General features: G+C 44.7%; 17 protein-coding genes. 4 read left to right on the top strand and 13 right to left on the bottom strand.

The genetic code is table 11. The features are described 5' to 3' along the window. Nucleotides 1-133: 133 nt before the first annotated feature. The 4 genes from H515_RS0102155 (at nt 134) to H515_RS0102140 (ending at nt 5,875) form a co-directional block, all read left to right on the top strand. Nucleotides 134-2,287: a helix-turn-helix domain-containing protein gene (locus H515_RS0102155; RefSeq protein ID WP_025875056.1), complete on the top strand. Its 2,154-nt coding sequence runs from the start codon at nt 134-136 to the stop codon at nt 2,285-2,287. Between the two features lie 736 nt (nt 2,288-3,023). Next, complete coding sequence (gene bcp, locus H515_RS0102150) at nt 3,024-3,488, top strand: thioredoxin-dependent thiol peroxidase (RefSeq protein WP_025875057.1); 465 nt, start codon at nt 3,024-3,026, stop codon at nt 3,486-3,488. Nucleotides 3,489-3,508: 20 nt separating this feature from the next. Beyond that, complete coding sequence (locus tag H515_RS0102145) at nt 3,509-4,318, top strand: TIGR02757 family protein (protein ID WP_025875059.1); 810 nt, start codon at nt 3,509-3,511, stop codon at nt 4,316-4,318. A 114-nt stretch (nt 4,319-4,432) separates the two neighbouring features. Then, nucleotides 4,433-5,875 carry a lipopolysaccharide biosynthesis protein gene (locus tag H515_RS0102140; protein ID WP_028901520.1) on the top strand — a complete coding sequence of 481 codons (1,443 nt, stop codon included), beginning with the start codon at nt 4,433-4,435 and terminating at the stop codon, nt 5,873-5,875. On the opposite strand, the gene H515_RS0102135 is transcribed toward H515_RS0102140, so the two are convergent. From H515_RS0102135 to H515_RS0102075, 13 genes are all read right to left on the bottom strand, one after another. After that, nucleotides 5,872-6,834 carry a glycosyltransferase gene (locus tag H515_RS0102135; RefSeq protein ID WP_025875061.1) on the bottom strand — a complete coding sequence of 321 codons (963 nt, stop codon included), beginning with the start codon at nt 6,832-6,834 and terminating at the stop codon, nt 5,872-5,874. The two genes, H515_RS0102140 and H515_RS0102135, sit on opposite strands and share 4 nt — an antisense overlap. A 3-nt stretch (nt 6,835-6,837) precedes the next feature. Further along, nucleotides 6,838-8,271: a DUF6080 domain-containing protein gene (locus H515_RS0102130; RefSeq protein WP_036891443.1), complete on the bottom strand. Its 1,434-nt coding sequence runs from the start codon at nt 8,269-8,271 to the stop codon at nt 6,838-6,840. Next, on the bottom strand, nt 8,268-9,614 hold the full coding sequence (locus H515_RS0102125; RefSeq protein WP_025875063.1) for a DUF6080 domain-containing protein: 1,347 nt from the start codon (nt 9,612-9,614) through the stop codon (nt 8,268-8,270). Before H515_RS0102125 ends, H515_RS0102130 begins: the two co-directional genes overlap by 4 nt. Before the next feature lie 561 nt (nt 9,615-10,175). Further along, nucleotides 10,176-11,138, bottom strand: a complete 963-nt coding sequence (locus tag H515_RS0102120; protein WP_025875065.1) for an HAD-IB family phosphatase — start codon at nt 11,136-11,138, stop codon at nt 10,176-10,178. 1 nt (nt 11,139) lies between these two features. After that, nucleotides 11,140-12,018 (bottom strand): decaprenyl-phosphate phosphoribosyltransferase, encoded by an 879-nt coding sequence (locus H515_RS0102115; protein ID WP_025875067.1) that lies wholly within the window; start codon nt 12,016-12,018, stop codon nt 11,140-11,142. Next, nucleotides 12,015-13,040 (bottom strand): acyltransferase family protein, encoded by a 1,026-nt coding sequence (locus tag H515_RS0102110; RefSeq protein ID WP_028901518.1) that lies wholly within the window; start codon nt 13,038-13,040, stop codon nt 12,015-12,017. Before H515_RS0102110 ends, H515_RS0102115 begins: the two co-directional genes overlap by 4 nt. Beyond that, on the bottom strand, nt 13,037-14,158 hold the full coding sequence (locus tag H515_RS0102105; protein WP_025875069.1) for an acyltransferase family protein: 1,122 nt from the start codon (nt 14,156-14,158) through the stop codon (nt 13,037-13,039). The genes H515_RS0102110 and H515_RS0102105 overlap by 4 nt, the downstream gene beginning before the upstream one ends. 37 nt (nt 14,159-14,195) lie before the next feature. Then, nucleotides 14,196-16,052: a phosphoethanolamine transferase gene (locus H515_RS0102100; protein ID WP_025875071.1), complete on the bottom strand. Its 1,857-nt coding sequence runs from the start codon at nt 16,050-16,052 to the stop codon at nt 14,196-14,198. Between the two features lie 72 nt (nt 16,053-16,124). After that, entirely contained in the window at nt 16,125-16,700 is a 576-nt protein-coding gene (nadD, locus tag H515_RS0102095; RefSeq protein ID WP_025875073.1) for a nicotinate (nicotinamide) nucleotide adenylyltransferase, read from the bottom strand. Then, entirely contained in the window at nt 16,701-17,273 is a 573-nt protein-coding gene (gene gmk, locus H515_RS0102090) for a guanylate kinase (RefSeq protein ID WP_025875075.1), read from the bottom strand. Nucleotides 17,274-17,592: 319 nt separating this feature from the next. Next, nucleotides 17,593-18,471, bottom strand: coding sequence for a YicC/YloC family endoribonuclease (locus H515_RS0102085; protein ID WP_025875078.1), 879 nt, complete (start codon nt 18,469-18,471; stop codon nt 17,593-17,595). Between the two features lie 267 nt (nt 18,472-18,738). Further along, the gene (locus H515_RS14390) at nt 18,739-18,936 is read right to left on the bottom strand and encodes a hypothetical protein (protein ID WP_154653618.1); all 198 of its coding nucleotides are present in this window, start codon (nt 18,934-18,936) and stop codon (nt 18,739-18,741) included. 41 nt (nt 18,937-18,977) lie between these two features. Continuing rightward, on the bottom strand, nt 18,978-19,214 hold the full coding sequence (locus H515_RS0102075) for a hypothetical protein (protein WP_025875080.1): 237 nt from the start codon (nt 19,212-19,214) through the stop codon (nt 18,978-18,980). Between the last annotated feature and the right edge of the window lie 330 nt (nt 19,215-19,544).

The raw sequence follows: 19,544 nt of genomic DNA, 5'->3' as shown, positions 1-19,544 counted from the left end.
GTTGGTCTGTAAATCTGCGGTAAATCTGCGTTTTTTTGCTATAAGTCAAGACAATTGACTTTTGTCAATAGCAGAATTTGGCTGACGCATATTTTTTCCGTACATTTGCTAATCGTTAATGAATAGTAAGTATATGGTGAAGAACGACGAACTGAGAAATGCCTGGGACTTTGTTGAGCATACGGGAATTAGCATATTCCTGACGGGAAAAGCTGGCACTGGAAAGACCACTTTCCTGCGTGCGGTGAAGGAAAACAGCACAAAGCGCATCGTCGTCGTAGCCCCAACAGGTGTGGCTGCTGTCAATGCGGGTGGCGTGACTATTCATTCATTCTTCCAACTGCCACTGTCACCTTTTGTTCCTGAAGTCCAGATACAAAGACGATTTGCCTTTGGCAAGGAAAAGCGGAAGATCATGCGGACGCTCGACTTGCTCATTATCGATGAAATCAGTATGGTGCGCGTTGATGTCCTTGATGCCATCGACTCGGTGCTGCGCCGCTACCGTGAACACGACAAGCCATTCGGTGGCGTTCAGTTGCTGATGATTGGCGATTTGCAGCAGCTGACACCCGTTGTACGTCCCGACGAGGAAGCGTTGTTGCGGAAATATTACGACACACCCTATTTCTTCAGCTCGCATGCCTTGAGAAGTATCGACTACGTGACTATCGAACTTAGCAAGGTTTTCCGACAACAGGACGACACCTTTATCACCATTCTGAATCATATTCGCGACGGACAGGCGACGACAGCCGACCTCCAGTTGCTTAACCAGCGTTTTCTGCCACACTTCCAGCCAACGGTCGAGAGCGATTACATCCGCCTTACCACGCACAATCGGATGGCTGACGACTTCAACCGCCGTCAGATGCTCAGCTTGGATGAACCAGAGTTCACGTTTGTGGCAGAGATTGGCGGACAGTTCCCTGACAACAACTATCCTGCAGACTACAAACTGACGCTCAAGCGCGGAGCGCAAGTGATGTTTATCCACAACGATGCTGGTGGAAAGTTTTACAACGGTCGCATCGGACACGTCATCAGCATTGATCAAAACCACATTCACGTGCTCTGTCCAGGCGACGAAATACCCATAGAAGTGCCGATGAATACGTGGGAAAATGCAAAATATACGCTTAATGAGCAAACCAAGCAAATAGAATCAGAGGTGCAAGGCACCTTCACCCAGTACCCCTTACGGCTCGCATGGGCCATTACTATCCACAAGAGCCAGGGGCTGACCTTCGATCATGCCATCATCGAGGCGCAACAGGCCTTTGCCTCCGGACAGGTATATGTGGCTTTGAGCCGCTGTCGTACGCTTGAGGGACTCGTGCTGGCATCGCCCATTGCCCAGTCGGCCGTTATTAACGACCAGCGAGTGAGCGACTACATCAGCACGCAGACCGAATTGGCTAATAAAAGCATTGCGAATCTCCCCCAACTGAAAGAGGCCTACTATCGGTTTCTGCTGCTCGAACTTTTTAGTTTTATGGATATAGTCAGCGATGAAACCGTACTTTTTCGCGTCGTCTCGGAGTTCTACTACAAATACCAGAAGGTTCATGCGCTGCATAAGATGACACTTGTCGACTTGGATAAGCGCATTGTAGCCGTGGCTCAGAAATGGCAACTCGTCATCAACGGAATGGGCAACGAAGAGTTGCACAGCGATGCTTTCCAAGAGCGTATCAAAAGAAGTGCACTCTACTTTCACAGCCAACTGACCGAGCTATTGGAGCGTCTCATCGCAACAACAAAGCCGTTAGAGAGCAACAACAAGACGGGTGTGAGTCGATTTCAGAATGCAATAGCCGACCTTGAGCAGAGCTATAGGCTCAAAAAATTGACGCTTGAGGACATCATGCACGATGGATTCTCAACAAATATTTACCTGAAAGCCAAACAAGAGGCAATCTTGTCGGGTATGTCTGATGACGACGAGAAGTCCCGGAGACGAATGAAACGAAAGGCAAAGGAGGCAAAAGCACCGAAGGAGAAGACTGATGTGGTTACCTTCAAACTCTTTAAAATGGGTATGACGATCGATGAAATCGCAAAAAAGCGTGGGCTGACTGCTGCTACCATCTCTGGCCATCTTTCCCGATACGTTGCCACTCGTGAGCTGAAGCTTGATGATGTGCTGGGCAATAAAAAGGCAAACTATCTGCGCAGAATCATCAAAGCAGTCGGTCCCTTGTCGGGATTGACGGCCATCAAAAGCATTTGTAAGGATGATATATCATATAGTGACATTCGTTTAGCACTCGCAGAAAAGAGATGACAAAATGGAATTTCATTCTTCCGAAAAGTATTTAAATGCAGTGTTAAATAATACAAAATATCTAATAAAGAGGATAAAAACACCAAATTATGCACCATTAATGATATTATAACCAGCAATTTGTCATGTTTAAGAAAAAATAATCCATAAAAAGTTTGTTGTTGATAGAAAAATTAATACCTTTGTAATATCAATTCAAATTATTTGATTAACAACAGACGAAATAGTTATTAGTAAGTTAATAGTCAAACAAATGTAGTTGGTAAGTTCTCGTGACGATAATGAGCCAATGAGAATTGAGTCAAGTAATTTTTTGAGTTATTTAGTTAAGTGGCAAAGTCTATATCTGCGTGAGCAGATATAGACTATTTTGTTTTATATACCTTGTCTTCGTCGACGTCTTAAGGTGTAAGTAGGATTGTGTCTGTAAACTGTTGGAAATCAAGCTTGTTGGAATGGAATTTCAAAAGGTGAACTTTCGCAAGATAAAAGGTAAGGTTTCGCCGACCGAAAGGTCACCTTTTAGATTGCCGTTGCTTGGCATTGACTTGTAAGTGTGCGGTCATATTTGGTAAGTGGCAGTCTATCGAGACATAAATCTACGGTTGATTGCGATAAGTTTTTGGGAATTTAATGTCATCTCAATACAATCAAAGGGAGATAAAATGGTTTGATTTAGCTTTATATGGGAATAATTTTCTATCTTTGCAATAACATTTAAAAATTAAAAATCATGATGGAAATAGGAGATAAGGTGCCGGAAATACTTGGCACAGATCAAGATGGAAAGCAAATATCACTCAGCGATTTCAAGGGGAAGAAGTTGGTTCTCTACTTCTATCCAAAGGATTCTACTCCTGGATGTACGTCGCAAGCCTGCAACCTACGCGACAACTACGAGCTGATGATGAAGCGAGGCTATGCCGTGGTAGGCGTGAGTGTTCAGGATGAGAAATCGCACAAGAAGTTTATAGAGAAGTACGATCTGCCCTTTCCTCTGATTGCTGACGTTGACAAAAAGCTAAACGAGGCATTTGGAGTGTACGGCGAAAAGAAAATGTATGGTCGCAGCTACATGGGTACTTTCCGAACAACGTTCATTATCGGAACAGACGGAACGGTAGAGGAGATTTTCACTCCCAAACAAATCAAGGTTAAGGAGCACGCTGAGCAGATTCTGGCTGCTGCCGAGCAGAAATAAGGCATAAGAAGGTTGTCGATTTGAAGCGAGTCACTGCAAAAGTACGACAAGATCTCCAAGCCTATGCCCAGCTATACGAATGCCGTGAATTTATCCATGGCGACCCTTCGTGGTTCATGCATCAGGTGAAGGGTGAACGGAATCAGGAGACGATGGCATTCATCGCCTCCTGTTTGAGTTATGGTTCGCGAACGGTATTCATGCCACGAATCCAGTTTCTGCTCGATAGTGCCCACGGAGAGCCCTATGAATGGATTTCGACGGGTGCTTTTCAACGTGATATTCCCGATGATTCCGCCTGTTTTTATCGATTATATACCAATCGGATGATGCTTGATTTTTTCCAAGCTCTTCGTGAAATGTTATTGGAGTACGGGAGCTTGCGAAACTATATAGAGGCTTTTGTTCATCGAAAGTATGCCGTGGAAAACTGTCTGACGACCGAAAATCGACAACAGATATCTGAAATCCACGCCATTGATGCCATTGAGAGCCTTTGTAGCTATTTTTCCGATAGGCAAATTAAAGGAATTGTGCCACAGAATACACAATCTTGTTGCAAGCGTGTGTGTATGTTTCTTAGGTGGATGGTGCGCAATTCTTCGCCAGTGGATTTGGGAATTTGGGCCGATTTCATCGACAAAAAGTCGTTGATAATACCTCTCGACACCCATGTGCTCAATCAGGGTCTTAGGTTGGGGCTCATCGAAGGTAAGTCGGTGAGCATGGTGGTTGCCCGCCGGCTGACAGACAAGTTGCTGAGGATTTTTCCAGATGACCCTTTGAGAGGCGATTTCGCATTGTTTGGATATGGTATCAATACCAAATAAGCGTTCTTCTTTCATGAGAATAGTTCTAAATTCCTATTAATTATAAGTTCGAAAAGCAGCCTTTCCCTTTGCAGAATAAACAAATAGTCGTATTTTTGCAGCAAATAGCAAGCAATGACACAGCAAACATTGAAGGAAAAAACAGCCAAGGGACTCTTTTGGGGCGCATTGAACAGTGGCGCAATGCAGATTCTCAACGCCGTTATTGGAGTTTGCCTGAGTCGTATTCTTTCCACTTCTGACTACGGACTTGTGGGAATGTTGGCTATTTTCACCGCTGTTGCAGCAGCCTTGCAGGAGAGCGGGTTCACTTCGGCACTGGCCAACCTTGAAAAGGCTACCGACAACGACTATAATGCTGTTTTTTGGTTTAGCACTCTTGTGAGCTGGTGTTCCTATATCGTGCTTTTCCTATGTGCACCACTCATCGCCGATTTTTTCCATCATGCCGAACTGATTGATTTGTCGCGTTTTATCTTTGCCACTCTTTTGTTTTCGGCCATTGGAACTGCACCGACGGCTTACCTTTTCAAAAACCTGATGGTGAAGGAGACGGCCATTTTACGTACCCTTTCGCTGCTCGTGTCAGGTGCAGTGGGCATCATCCTCGCACTGAAGGGCTATGCTTACTGGAGTTTGGCTTGGCAACAGATGCTTTATATTGCGCTGACGAGTCTCGGAAGGTTTCTGCTCGTGCCTTGGAGACCGTCGTTGAGAGTCGATTTTACACCGATTCGCAAGATGTTTTCTTTTAGTTACAAGATTCTTATCACAACAGTTGTCAACACTGTCAGCCAAAACTTCCTCACAGTCATCTTTGGCCGTCTTTATCCGGCCAATGCCGTGGGTAATTTCACACAGGCCTTCAAGTGGGACAACATGGCGAGTACATTGGTTTCGGGAACTACGGCGCAAGTTGCACAGCCTATCCTCGTTGAAGTGAACAACGACCGTGAGCGGCAGGTGGCTGTTTTCCGTAAGATGCTGCGGTTCACGGCATTTCTTGCCTTCCCGGCGATGTTCGGACTGGCGATGGTTGCCCATGAGTTTATTATCGTTCTGGTGTCAGAAAAGTGGATGGACAGTATCCCTCTTTTGCAGATACTTTGTGTCAGTGGTGCTTTCCTGCCTTTCTATACTTTGTATCAGAACCTCATGATCAGCCGTGGAAAGTCTGATATATATATGTGGTGCACGATTGCCCTGATAGTGCTGCAGATTGGTTTGATGGCCGGTTGTTACGCCAAGGGCATTGTTTTCATGGTGAGTGTCTATACGGCAGTCAACATCCTCTGGCTTTTTGTCTGGCAATATTTTGCCAATCGTGAGATAGGGGTGAGGCTTTTTGATGTGATGCTTGATATTTGCCCCTATCTTCTCATCACTCTTGCCGTTATGGTGGCAACCTATTTCTTGACTATGCCAGTCTCAAATCTCGTCGTTCTTCTGTTGATGCGAATCGTTGTTGCAGGCTTACTCTATTTATTGGTGATGAAGCTTACTGGCTCAAGGATGCTCGATGAGTGTATTGGTTATTTCAGACGGAACAAAGGTTAACGGTACATTTGTAATTGCATGACGGGATAGAGCGCAGCCCGCACTATTCTGACAAATCCTTTGCCCTCGGTGTGGAATAGTTTTCGGCTGTTCTTGATACAATGGTACTGCAATCGGACGAAAGCAGATAAGCTGTAGCTTGTTTCCAGCTCCATGATTTTCCTTGCTTCCTTCAAGTCGGCGTTGTCGGTATGGATGTTTTGCAGCAGTTTCAGCTTCGCTTCGAACAGCGGATGTATCCTCTCTCTCGTCTTTCGATAGTTTCTGCATCCCCAAATCAGACTGCCGAGTGCATTTCTCCAAGTGGGAAGATTCCTACTGTAGTTGTTATAGGTTGTGGCTGCTGTGTGTCGGCGGAAATTTACCAGAATCTTATCCACATATATGATTCGTCCGTGCGCGGCAGCGATAATCGACAGGGCTGCGTCGTACATCGAGTATTCGAAAATGGGATGGCTACTGTCGGGCAGTTGCTCCATCAACTCACGTCTGAGGAGCATCGTGTGTCCGGGCAAGCCAAGGAACATCATGCGGATGACATTCACGTTTCTGTGCCGTTCGTCAAAGTATGCAAAGGCATCGTCTGTAGAGAATGGCCTCGAATGTCCGCTGCAGAGGAGATTTTTGCCAATAGCTTTCATTTGGATATCTATCTTGTCGGTCTCCCAAATGTCGTCTTGGTCGGCAATGGCAATGAAATCGCCGCTCGCCCGCTTCATGGCTGAAAGAAAATTGCCGTTGACTCCGTGCTTTTCCTCGTTGGAATAGATGGTTATCTTTGGATTTCGAGCTGCGCATTCCGACAGTATGCTCCACGTTTCGTCATCGGAATTGTCATCCTGTATGATGATTTCGTGCAGAGGATAGGTCTGTTGCAAGATGGACGCTATTTGCTCGCGTATGAATTTTGCACCGTTGTAGGTACACATGACGACGGAAACGCTGGGCTTTTCTTCCATATTTTATAGGTAAAGATAGTCAACGAGCAGGTAAACGTTATAAACCGTGAGATAAGCCGTGAGCGAATACAGCGTGAAACGTAGTCCCTGCCGATACTTTCCATTAACAGCCTTCATTAAAAAGCCCATGCTGATGGGGATGACATAAATCCAATGTGCGGCCATGATGTAGATTTCGGGAATTCCGAACCCAAGTCCCATATGCAGAACCATGTCCATGGTGGCAAAAGAGAATACCATCCACATGAGTTTGCTGTGCCTTCCGCACCACAATCCAACGATGAAAAGGAGGAAAATCAGTCCTTCGACAATATAATTCCATATCCAATCGTAGCCGACTATTACCGGACGGCTGACCAAAACATCCTCCAAGGTGTGTTTCTGGTGAAGTTGGATGGACTCTCCGAACAGATTATCGATTGCCGTTTCCATTCTTGGTGTCGTGATGTCTGTCCAAATCATGAAACTATTCTTGCTGATAGGTTTTCCTGTGTGGCGGTTTGCCGGCTTGTTGGCGCGCTTTCTTAGCACGGCCTGTCGGTGTTCCTTCCATATTTGTTTAAACGAATTGGAAATTTTGGTGCTGTCTTTCAGTGTGGTTGTGTCTTTGAAAGCCGTGAACATCCGTTCTTTTTCTTCCTTGACAGCCTTGGCTTGTTTCTGTTTGCGTTCTTTTACAGAATCGTTAACATAAGTCCTGTACTCCCATTCTCCAAATAACCACATGGCTGAGGCAGGCAACAGTATCGCAAAAATAAGGTTCCATGGATTGAAGAATGATTTTCCGCGTGTGAAAAAATTGGCTATGAAGATCTTGAGCCCATTGTTGAGCGATATTCCGGCAGTGATTACAAATAGGAGAATGGTCTGCCACTTCTTCATTTTTCGCTTTTCCTTCATCTGTTTGCCCGCAATGTAGATGGTAAGCACCAGCACGAAAAGCGAAATAATGAAGTGGTCGGGGCTGATGGCTGCGATCATGATGTGTGAGAATGAGAAAAGAAGAAACGAAAGCACAACAGCATCGTTTCGTTCGAGACCTATCAGCTCACGAAATATTCGCATCAACAGGATGAAAGCGTAGAAACTGCTGGTGATGAGCACAATGGCCACGATGATTTGGGCAAAATTAAGCCCCGTGACGCTTATCAGTGTACTGTTGACAACGTAGGCTGGATAGTAGAAAAAGGCCAGAAGGGGATGGCGGTGCACATCAAAGCTGGTGTACCAGTTAGAAACGACACAATAGGTGAGTGGATCAAAGCCGGAGAGATGAAAACCTTTGATGAACAGCTTGTAATAGTCGCTCGACGGATGTGAGAACGATGGGAAATAACGTACTATCACCAACGCATTGAGGATTATCTGCCAGAGGAGAAAAAGTCCACCCGCCAATCGTTCGTCTTTCTTTATTTTAAACAAGTCTGCTATGCTCATATCAGATAATCAATGATTTGTCCTCCATTATACACCCACAGCCAGGCGGTCAGAGCGAGTAAAAGAAATCTGAAAATACGCCGCGGGGCAAATGCAAGAATCTGCAGCAAGTAGGCGAAAGCTATCGGAACGATGAAGATCCAACCCGTTGTCATGATATAGACTTCATTGATGCCAAATCCGAGGATGAGGTGCAAGGCAATGTCGCATGAGAAACAAAGAAGCAACATTTGGAAAAATCGCTCTCTTCGTCCGATAAAACCGCCCAAAATGAACAAAAGAACGATGATACCTTCAATGATATAGTTGGCTGTCCAATTATATTTTACAAATATGGGCCTATCCCAAGAGACGTCTTTGAGAAGGTGTTGTTGGTGGAGTTGTATGGATTCGCCAAAGAAATTTTCAATAAGTGTTTCCATTCGCGGAGTTGAGATATCCATAAGCTTTCCGATTACTCCCTCGCTCATGTTCTCCCCCGTATGTTGGTTGAGCCATTCTGTTCGTTGCTTGGTGTAAGATTTAACCTTTTCGGGATTCTTTTGCTTGCTTTTTATCTCAATATTGCGAATTACCTCTTTCTGTGGCACTTCAAGCGCATAGTACTGCCACTGTTGGATTCCAATGAGCGTGGCGACGGGCAGCACGATTCCGAGTAAAATAAATTTGGGGTGAAAAGTTCTTTTGCCATTGGTGAAAAGGCTTGCTATCAGTGTTTTGATACCATTCGACGTGGCCATGCCCGCAGTGAAGAATAGGAGGACGGCCGTTTGCCACGGGCGCAGCAACCGACCCTTTCTCATTTTCATTCCGCTGATGTAGAATGTCATTAGCAGGAGCATCATCGAGATGATGAAATGGTCGGGAACCATCGTCGGAACCATGACGTGGGCGAATGAAAACATCAGTAGGGTGAGCAAAGTGGCATCAAATCGGCTCAGCTGAAGCACCTCTCTGAGTATGCGATACATGAAAATGACCGAATAGAAGGCCGATATCACAATGACGAAAGCCATGAAAAAAACAGCGAAGTTCGTACCCACGTTGTAGATGAGCCAATGATTCACCAGGTACATGGGGTAGAGTAAGGTCAGGTAGAGTGGGTGTCGCGATGTCTCGAAGTGGATACGCATTCCTGAAATGGTTATCCACGACCAATTGTCGTAGCCTGACATTCTGAAGTTCTTCGTGAAAATGGTCCAAAAACCATCGTGCGCCCCCATCGTATAGACACCATAATGGCTTCCAATGAGGAGCGCATTGAACGAAATGAACACCAATAGCATTGCCAGTGCTAACCATCGCTCTTCCTTTTTGACTTTAAAGATTCCTAATGCCGACATCTATCAAATCTGTTTGATTCTGCAAATTTACATAAAAATCTGTGATTTATAAGCCTGTGGGATAAAGAAAGTCTGCAGTGTGCTGAATTGTTGTGTGGAGGCGTATGCAAAATAGGACAAATCTCATGATTGGATGCTAATTTTATCTTCACATAACTACATTCTATAACGTTTCGCTTGAGATATCTTACGGCGAATAAAACCTTGAAATCGAACATGTGTGGCCTCGCCATTGCCACGCTTTTATATGACAAAAACAGAGAAGAGAGGGTGCTCTGTAATGTACTGATAGTCAATGTGGTACCAATCGTGATGTAAAAGGTGACCTTTTGCACTGTCATTCATGACCTATCGCATTGCAAAAGGTGAGCTTTCGAAAAGTGAAAGTTGAGCACCTATAGATTAAATAATAAAAATCTTAAGGTCACTATTGCAAGTAGGTATCTTCTATTTTCGAGGAATGAAACAAGAAAGTACCTTCATCTGCAATGAATAGATAAGACATAACTTGCTTTGGCTCAGATTCTGTGGGCGAATTGGAATGGGAAAAGCCCGTTTTACCTATTTCTTCTTGAGAAAAGTCCTGACCAAAAGAAAGTTGATAGGTACGCAAATACCGAAGACAGGTATCATTGCATACTCTTTTTGCAAACCCATCAATAGGAAAAGGGAGAGCGTTCCTGTTTGCAGTAAGTAGTTGACAAGATGTGAAAAGGCAAAGCCGGCTCCCCGACGGGCAGTTGATTTCACCCTGAATGTAAAATAGGTGGACGCAAAATAGTTGAAAACAAAACTGACGGCATAGCCAATAGTATTGGAAATGCGTGGCTCGGCCCATCTTAAGAATAACAGATAAATTCCATACTGTATGGCAGTTGCGAGGATTCCTACCATGCCGAAGCGAACTATCTCGCCCATCTGCACCCGTCTTTTGCTTCTGAATGGTTGGAAATGTGCTTCATCCGCTTCTGAAAGCAGATGCCTGTCGCCACTGCTGTCGCCGAATGCTATTAGTTGATAGGAGTGGCGGTAGGGAAAAACCTGTAGAAGGCGTTTCAATTTCTCTTCCCCATAGCAATTTTTTGTCAGGAAATCGCCTGTTATAGTGTCGTGACGGACTGCTATTTGTGTTCCTTCTGTTTGCACTGAATCGCCAAATTCCTTGAAAAAGGGCCTCACCCAATTTTCAATACTTGCCGTAATGACTACTACATTGTCGCCTTCGGCAATCGCTTTCCTTATAACTTCCAGTCCTCCAGGACGTATAATTTTCTGTCGGTCGCGAGCAAATTTTTGGCAATAATCATCGAATTCATCGATTGGCATGCCTTTGAAAAACCAAGCGAACACCTGTTGCTTTGCCTTCCAGTTGGGGTAAAGTTTCAATTTCATGAGTATGAGGATTGGTGAGAAGAGGAAAAATCCCCAAAAAGTTTTACCATAGCCTTTCACATACTCGATAAATTCAATGAATGTGTCTTTTTTAGTCAGTGTTCCGTCAAAGTCGAATGCGTAAACTCTCATTTTAAAGGAAATAGATGATGATAAGGAAAGTCAGGCCGAAGCCCAAAACAATGAGTTGAATGAAGCGGTCGTTGAGTATAACCTTAGTCGGGTCGCCGCTTTTCTTGTCAACCACTGCGATTTGTATGTATCTCAGCAATCCCAACAGAACGAATACGCTTGTCAGGTAGAGGTTGCTCGTGTGGAAATTGGCTATCACTTCTGGGCTCATGGTGTACATAATGTAGCAAACAAGCGTGACACTGGCGGTGATTGTGATGGCCTGATTGATGAAAGTTAGATTGTAACGGCTCGTGTTTTTTCGTGGTGCATGGCCCGTCTCGTTCATTCTGAGGACATCGTCTCGTCTTTTGGCAAACGAAAGGAATAGCATCAGGAGGAAAGTCATCAGCACTATCCATTTGCTCAATCCGATTCCTGTGGCCAGACCTCCCGAAATGATTCTCAACACAAATCCGAATGCTATCACGCACACATCAATGATGGCATGTTGCTTGAGGAACAGACAGTAGGCGATGTTCAACACCCAATAGAAGAATATGACACCAGCCGTTTTCATTTGATTGTCTGGGAGCAAAAACAACGTAATCATCGACAGAATGACCATCGATGCCATGATGATAAAACCCTGTACGACGCTGATTGCTCCTGATGCAAGTGGGCGTTGACACTTGACGGGATGCCTGCGGTCATCCTTTAAGTCGATAATATCGTTCAGACAATAGATAGAAGACGAGATGAACGAGAATGATAGGGCTGTGATGAAACCGGCGTAGAGGGCCTCTACTCTCAACAATGCCCCTCCAAAAAATATAGGTAGCAGCACTATTGTGTTTTTAATCCACTGTTTTGGGCGGATTAATCGGCATAAATTTATCATTTTATCCTCCTTTCTATGGGGTTGATGGCTATTTCAAGCAATTTGTGAAGTAACCATGAAAGTGGTAATGCCAGGGCAAGAACTGTGAGGAACTTAGCCCAGTAACACCAGCCAAGTTGTTCAATGTAAATCAATATGAAATGATGATGAATGAGATAAATCTCCAAACTGATGGCTCCGATGAACACACAAACCTTGTGAAACCAAGCTGGAGCTTTCGATAGCAGCTCATTCAGTAATATTATGCCAGTGATGGTGAGGGGAATGTAAAGCATACGCTCCAAAAAGAGTGGAAAATGGCCATGCTTGACCTGTTCCAAATAAATACAAGTACTGAGTGTCCCGATGAAAGTGATGATTATTAACCAGATGGATGAACCTTCGATTGTTTTCTTTTCCTTGACTGCAGCCCCCATATTGATACCCAAAAGGAAGATGGGAACTCTGCTCCAGAAAATCTCAATATGACCAACTGCATCATGTATCGGGGATACGTATTGCAATACAATGCACCACGCCATCATCAATGCTGGCAGCCAGCGATAGGTGGGGTGCTTAATGATGAGCTGAATGTAAGCGGGCGTAAACAAATAAAGCATCATGATTGCCGGAATGTACCAAAATGTGAGCTCATCGTTCAACCAAAAGTCCCAATTAATTGTAATATCACCGATTAAATCGATGATATTTGTGCTGTGACCGCCATGTCTTACAAGGTCAGGGCATATCATATCGGGAATGTAGTAAAAGGCAGCGATGATAATCCACGCCGGATAGACACGCAAAAATCTTTTAAATAGGAATGTCAGGGTAGAAGGTGTTTTCGACCATGAATACCATAACCCGATGCCACTGAGGAATAAGAAAATGTCAACACCGATGTTTCCCATTCTGCGAAGTCCGAAAAAGATATCCTCTCTTGGCAAACCGACATGAAAAAGCACAACGAATATGATCGCCAAGCCCATGAGCTCGCCTCGATAGCGACTGATATTGCCGAGTTCTATGTTCTTTTTCATCATGTTAGTTTAGGGGACGGAATGCGTTTCATCAACTCTTTGAAAAGCCAAGCGAGGCAAATGGACGTGACGATATACAATAATAATCCCGTCCAATAATCTCCTGTGCGTGAGATGGGTATGATGATTTTCCGAGTGATAGGGTGTGAAATAAAAAGAGCGGCTGAAATGCTCCCAATCCATGAGAGTTGTTTAATCGCCCATTGGTTGAACAAGCTCAAGAATGCCGTGCGACTGATGAACTTCACACCGCAGAGGGCCGCAGTGCATACGAATACGGGTACTATGAACCAAGTATATTGGTTGAGACTCAACAAATAAATGGCAATCAGAGATATGATTGTCCACAATGGATAAAGACCTGGATGCGTGGTGGGCTTCATGTATTTTGCGTAAAGAAGTCCTAAGCAGAACGGCAGCATTCCACCGACGCAGTTATAGCGCCAGCGGTTGAGCGCCTCGCCGTTGGGCTCGCAAGCCAATTGGATGATGGTACAGACGATAACGAATGCCACAGGCCAACTCCAATGCCGCTTGTAGAGGAAGAGGCGATAGACAATATAAAGTTGCAACATCAATCCAAAGAACCAATAAGGACCAGGCCAGATAATGTCGTCTGGGGCTGAAAGAAGGTTGTTGAACAATCCCAACTGTCCAATAATATCGAGAACGGTGTAACGATGCTGCCCGGGAGTGATGGCATCAATGAGGACAAAGGCTGCGAAACCAACTATCATCATACGGAAAAGCTTTATCCAGTGGTATTTGATAAAGCTGATTGCAGTAGGCTCTGACGTGTTTACCGTTTTGGGCTGCTCATATTTCATAACGAGTCCGTAGGCTGAAAGGAACAGAAAGATGGGCACACCGTAATGTCCGAAGAAGGAAATCACATGGAAAAGAGTAAGGCTCGACCACTCAGCTGACATGACTTGATTGAGCCAATCAACATTGTGTTGGTTATACTGATACTCGTTTTCTTTCACGATGGGGGCAAGCCAGTGGCAATAATTGTGAAGAACGATGCCCAGAATGGCAATGCCTCTCATGGCATTACATTCCATTTTGCTGAGCTGGTGGTCAGCGTTCTTGTTGATGTTGCTATTGCGTTTTATTTCCATTTATTGTAGTTGCGTTGTGTGCAGATGGTTGAAAAAATTACGGTTTCTTCATTGTTTTCTGCCGATGCTCCTTTACCAAATCATCGTAGTTAGTTTTATTCTTTAGAATGCGTGGACGCATCTCGTCGTAATCGGGACTGAGGATGTCGTATTCGGCATGATAATCCTTCACTCCAATACCGGCAAGGTTCAACAAAAGGTGAGGTAGGTCGTCGGTCATGAAGCGTTTGTCTTTGGCTTTCTTTATCTGTTGGAAAGTTTTGGGATGCCTTGCAACGTATTTCGGTGAGCAGTAGATCCAGAACGGCACCTCAAACTCGTAGTGTGCGAGGTCGTAATCAATCTCAGCCGAATGGTTGCGGCAGATAAAACCCCTGTTGCCTTCGTAGCATTCCTCGCCGTGGTCGGGCATGTAGATGACGATCGCATCCTTGTGCTCAAACCGTTTGATAATCTGATCTACGATAGAGTCGTTGTAAAGCACAGCATTATCGTAGTGTGCGAGCATGAACCGCTGTTTCTTGATGAGGTCCGCCCTCTTTTCGCTATAGTCGTTGGCCTTGAAATGATGTCGGTTGCTTGGGTAACGAAGTTTGTATGACACATGTTGCCCTATGAGATGGAAGATGATCAGGTTATGTTCTTTGTTCTCGTGGCTCAGTTTTTTGTCGTAATCATCGAGCAATCCCTCGTCGAATTGGTGCAGTTCGTCGTTGCGTGTGTCGAACATGGACTTCGAAAGCTCAGGGTGGTTGAGGAAAAAACCGCCGCTGAAGTCATAAACAGCTTCCTTGGCCTGTGGCAAGAATTGGTTAGTGATGAACGATACATGATAGCCGGCCTTGCGGAAAAGCTGCGGAAACAGTGGATAGTCGCACCATTCTCCTTCCTGACCTGTGACGTGCAGCGAGAAAATGTTCTTAAACACGAAGCTGGTGAGATTCCATGGCGACACCACATCGCTGAATGGCACGAGCAAACCTGACCGTTCGCGTTTCACCTGTCGTGGTGTTGTTTTCATGAAATAACCATACTGTTGCGAGTGATGGCGTCCCATGCTCTCTCCGATAATCAAAACGATGTTGGGCGATTTGAATGAGCAGCTGTCCACTCGCACTTGATCTCTTGCCTCTATGAGACGGTCGATTTGTTGTGAGGCCAACTTGTTGGCAAAGATGCTGAATGCGAGTCTATATACTGGCAGATAGAATTGTGCAGTGTTGGGTGAGGTCAGCTTATGTTCCACCGAACCTATGGTTTTCTGTGAGAACATGTCTGCCATTTCCTTCTTGTTGTGGGCTGAACTGATTACTGCCCATGTCAATAACACTAAGGTGCAGCAGCCGAATGCGGGCTGGATTTTTTGAAAAACAGTATTAACTTTGTCAAGTTTCGATGTTATCCAGTCTGGGAACTTGCGCCGAAAAACCGACCATATTGAAACGAAGATATGAAAGAGAATGATGAGCAAGATGAGGCCGATGCCCGAATAAATCAAGTCGCCTGTGATGTAACTGTTGAAAAATTCACTTGCCTCTCTCTTGTCGGTCTCCGCTGCCAGCAACAGCATCGATGGATTCAGTGTAGATTGGAACTTGTCCCAGCAAAAAAGGTCGATGATAGTGGTTGTATAGGCTACCACATAAAATACCCCGGCTATCCATCGGCGGATTCTCTTGGGAAAAATCATCAGGAATAAGCATATTACATACAGGTCGAGAAAAAGCTCCAGCCACAGGTTTTGATATACTTCTGCAGATGGGGTGTCCTTTGGGAGTTCCTCGTATGAAACGATAATTCCGATGAGGAACATAAAGAAAAAGAATGAGGCGTTCTGCTTGATAGGGGCAAACACCTTGTTCAGCAAAACTCCAATTGACCTAATGATTTTCATCAACACACATAGTTTGATGCAAAGTTAGTGCAAATTATTTAAATTACATCATTTTGCACTTTGAATTAGTAATTAAGACTGGTGTGAATAAGCATTTGTCACTTCAACTGCAATCTCGGCTGGTACTAAATGGTCGATGGATTTACCATTGGCTATGCGTTCTCTTATCTCCGTACTGCTGATGTTTATGAACTCTGCGTTGAGCAGTGAGACACTGTCGGGTAGCTCATTTTTGCCGATTTCATCGCCCAATCTTGGGTAAATGACAATCTTATAGTTCTGCAAGATGTCCTCATGGTGATACCATCTGTCGAACGCCGTCCAGTTGTCGCTACCAATGAGCAATGTGAACTGGTGTTGCGGGAAGTCGTTTGACAGACGTTGAAGGGTGTCCCATGTGTAAGAAGGTTTCGGCAGATGGAACTCATAGTCGCAGGCAATGAGATTCCGTTTGTGTTTCAACACTTTTTGCACCATCTTAAAGCGGATTTTGTCGTCAAGAAGTCTTGCGTTTGCCTTTAGTGGGTTTTGCGGAGACACCATGAACCATACCTCGTCGAGTTCCGCCTGACGAAGAAACGCCTCGGCAAGTGCGATGTGTCCGTTATGGATGGGGTTGAATGAGCCTCCGTAAATTCCTACTTTCATTTATTCTTCCAAGAACTTCTTTAGAATCTGATAGGTTTCTTCCTCTGCCTTTTCCAAGTTGTCGTTTATGACAATATGGTCGAATTTATCGGCAAAAGTTAGCTCATATTCAGCTTTGGCAAGCCTATTCTCGATGGCTTCAGCCGTGTCGGTCTGCCTACCTTCAAGTCTCTTGCGGAGCTCGGCAATCGATGGAGGCTGGATGAAGATGCTCAATGCGCGGTTGCCATAGTAGTTCTTGATGTTGCAGCCACCTTTCACATCAACGTCGAACACTACATTTTGTCCGGTATTTGACTGTTCTTCCACCTGCGATTTCATTGTGCCGTAGAAGCGGTCGTTATATACCTCCTCGTATTCAAGAAACTCGTCGTTTTCGATTTTCTTCCTAAATTCATCGGGTGAAAGAAAGATGTATTCGATGCCATTCTTTTCCGTTCCGCGTGGAGCGCGTGTGGTACAACTGATTGAAAAAGCCAGATTGAACTCTGGGTGTTCTTTCATCAGCCATTGAACGATTGTGCTTTTACCTGCGCCAGATGGGGCAGAGAAGATGATTAATTTGCCTGACATTTTAAGAATGAAAGCCTCCCCATGTTCCTCCGAAAGGAGATGATGTCCCTAAGGACTGTATGGGGATAAGTTTATATAGTTAATGACGAATGATACCACTTCGTTGATGATACCTTGGCCTGATTATTCTGATTTACCTCCAATTAAACTATTTTACCCTTTTGTGGATGTTTGCGCATCTCTTCGCTTGGGCATTTGTAGGTATTTGTTTGTATGATATATTCTCTTTAAATTCGGATTTGAGTGCGACCAAACTCTGAATACTCTCCGAGTTAACACCTAAAATGAGCTCTCCTCCTTTCGGAGAGTTTGGGGGAGACTACAAGGCATTGAGCACCTGTTCCTTGATTTGTTCCAGCTCGTCTTTCATCATGACGACTATATTTTGCATTTCCGCCTGATTGCTTTTAGACCCTGTGGTGTTGATCTCCCGACCCATTTCCTGAGCGATGAAACCGAGCTTTTTGCCAATTCCGTGTCCATTTTCACGCATTGTCTTGCGGAAGTATTGTAGATGGTTGGTCAGTCGTTGGCGTTCCTCGCTGATATCGAGCTTCTCAATGTAGTAGATAAGCTCCTGCTCAAGTCGGTTCTTATCGTAGTCGATGGCTGGAATCTGCTTCAATCCCTCGATGATTCTGTCCTTTATTTTAGGAACTCGGCTCTCTTCGAAAGGCTCAATGCTCTTGAGTAGCGACTCGATATTGTCTATTTTCTCGTTGAATTTCTTCTCCAATGCGGCCCCTTCCTGTGTACGGAAGGCTATAAGGTGTGCGATGGCCTCGTCGATGGCCGTCTTTGCCGAAGCCCATTCTTCTTCGTCGAGTACTTCCACCTCGGTTTTGGTAGTCACGTCTGGCAGGCGCAACAGTGATGCGAACCAGTCTTGTGGTTCGGGAATGCCAGCCTGCTCCGAAATAGTCTTGAGCTGCCGGTAATAGTTTTCCACCAATTTCGTGTTGATGGGTGTCGCGTCGAGCACGGCGTCTTTCTCAATCCAGAGCGAAAAGTCAACTTTTCCACGTTCAAGTCTCTGTGAAATCATTTGTCTGATTTCCATTTCCTTCTCTCTGTAGAGCGGTGCTATGCGAGTTGACAAGTCAAGTGTCTTGCTGTTCAGCGATTTTATTTCAACGTTGATCTTCTTTTCTTTGTAGGTTACGACAGTTTTCCCGTAGCCTGTCATGGATAGTATCATTGGCTTTTACATTTTTATTTCTGCAAATGTACGAAAAAGGGGTGAAAATACCAAGAGACAGTTTAATAAGGTTATCAAATTCTTATCTAATTTTGTGATACTATTTCTTTTTTGTGAAAAATCTGACAATGGCAATAAGTAGAATGATGGACGTGTGCAGAAGATTCGCTAAAATTTGCCCTACGAATATTAGCAGCGAAGTGCCGTAATGGGCAATTTGGGTGTACATGAGTGTCACCGATGCCATGTTGTAGGCAAGGCAAGTGATTAAATGCTTGCGTTGTTCTGCGCCTTTTCTGTCAATAAAAGGATGGTGATAATGCAGAAAACTATCGATGAAACCGTGAAAAATGAATCGGAAACCTGAAAATACCGCTCGCCGAAGAGCAATAAGGCCACAACGGTCGCAAGAAGGAATAACCATCCTCCAGTCACCATCAGATTACGCTTTGTAGGCTTGCTCATAGATGATTGTTTTTCGGTGGGTTCTGAACGTGGGTGTCATGTCAATGGATAGCCATGCGTCGGGTAGTGTTTTGCTGCCCGAAGATTAACGGCTTGTAGCCGTGCGGCCTGTCGTTCGTCATCGCTTGCTGGCGCTTTGTCGTCCGACTGGGCAGCAACGGCAGGATGGGACTGTCTTTAGCCTCGCCTTTGGCTGATGTGCTCAGCAATGCAAAGTTACCCAATTTTACCGAAAATACCAAATTTTTCCTGTCGGATGTTGAAGGAGCATCATCCATTGTCACATTATCTTCGATGTGTTCAGAAAGCAGCCGTCAATATTTATTTGTCTGATTTTTTTACCATGGTTTTGCCTCCGTTTTCCGAATGCTAATCCAAATCGAAGTAAAAGCTAAGCTTTTGTGTTGCGAAAGGTCATCTTTGATCGTGCGATAGGTCACCTTTTGTTGTGTGAAATTTAATTTACTGATGTTCAACTTGTTACAGATGAGCAATAGACAATGCGTTTTGTCAATAATTTTCGTTTCAGATGCCGTGTTGAGAGTCACTTTCCGTCTCTCGTTATCTATTCTCTTCTCATCGTCTGACAAGAGTTCAGTCAGTTGGAG

Origin of the sequence: Prevotella corporis DSM 18810 = JCM 8529 (assembly GCF_000430525.1) — a bacterium.
GTDB classification, from domain to species: Bacteria; Bacteroidota; Bacteroidia; order Bacteroidales; family Bacteroidaceae; genus Prevotella; species Prevotella corporis.
The sequence above is the reverse complement of the archived record's forward strand: the minus strand, read 5'-3'. Positions and strand labels throughout refer to the sequence as shown.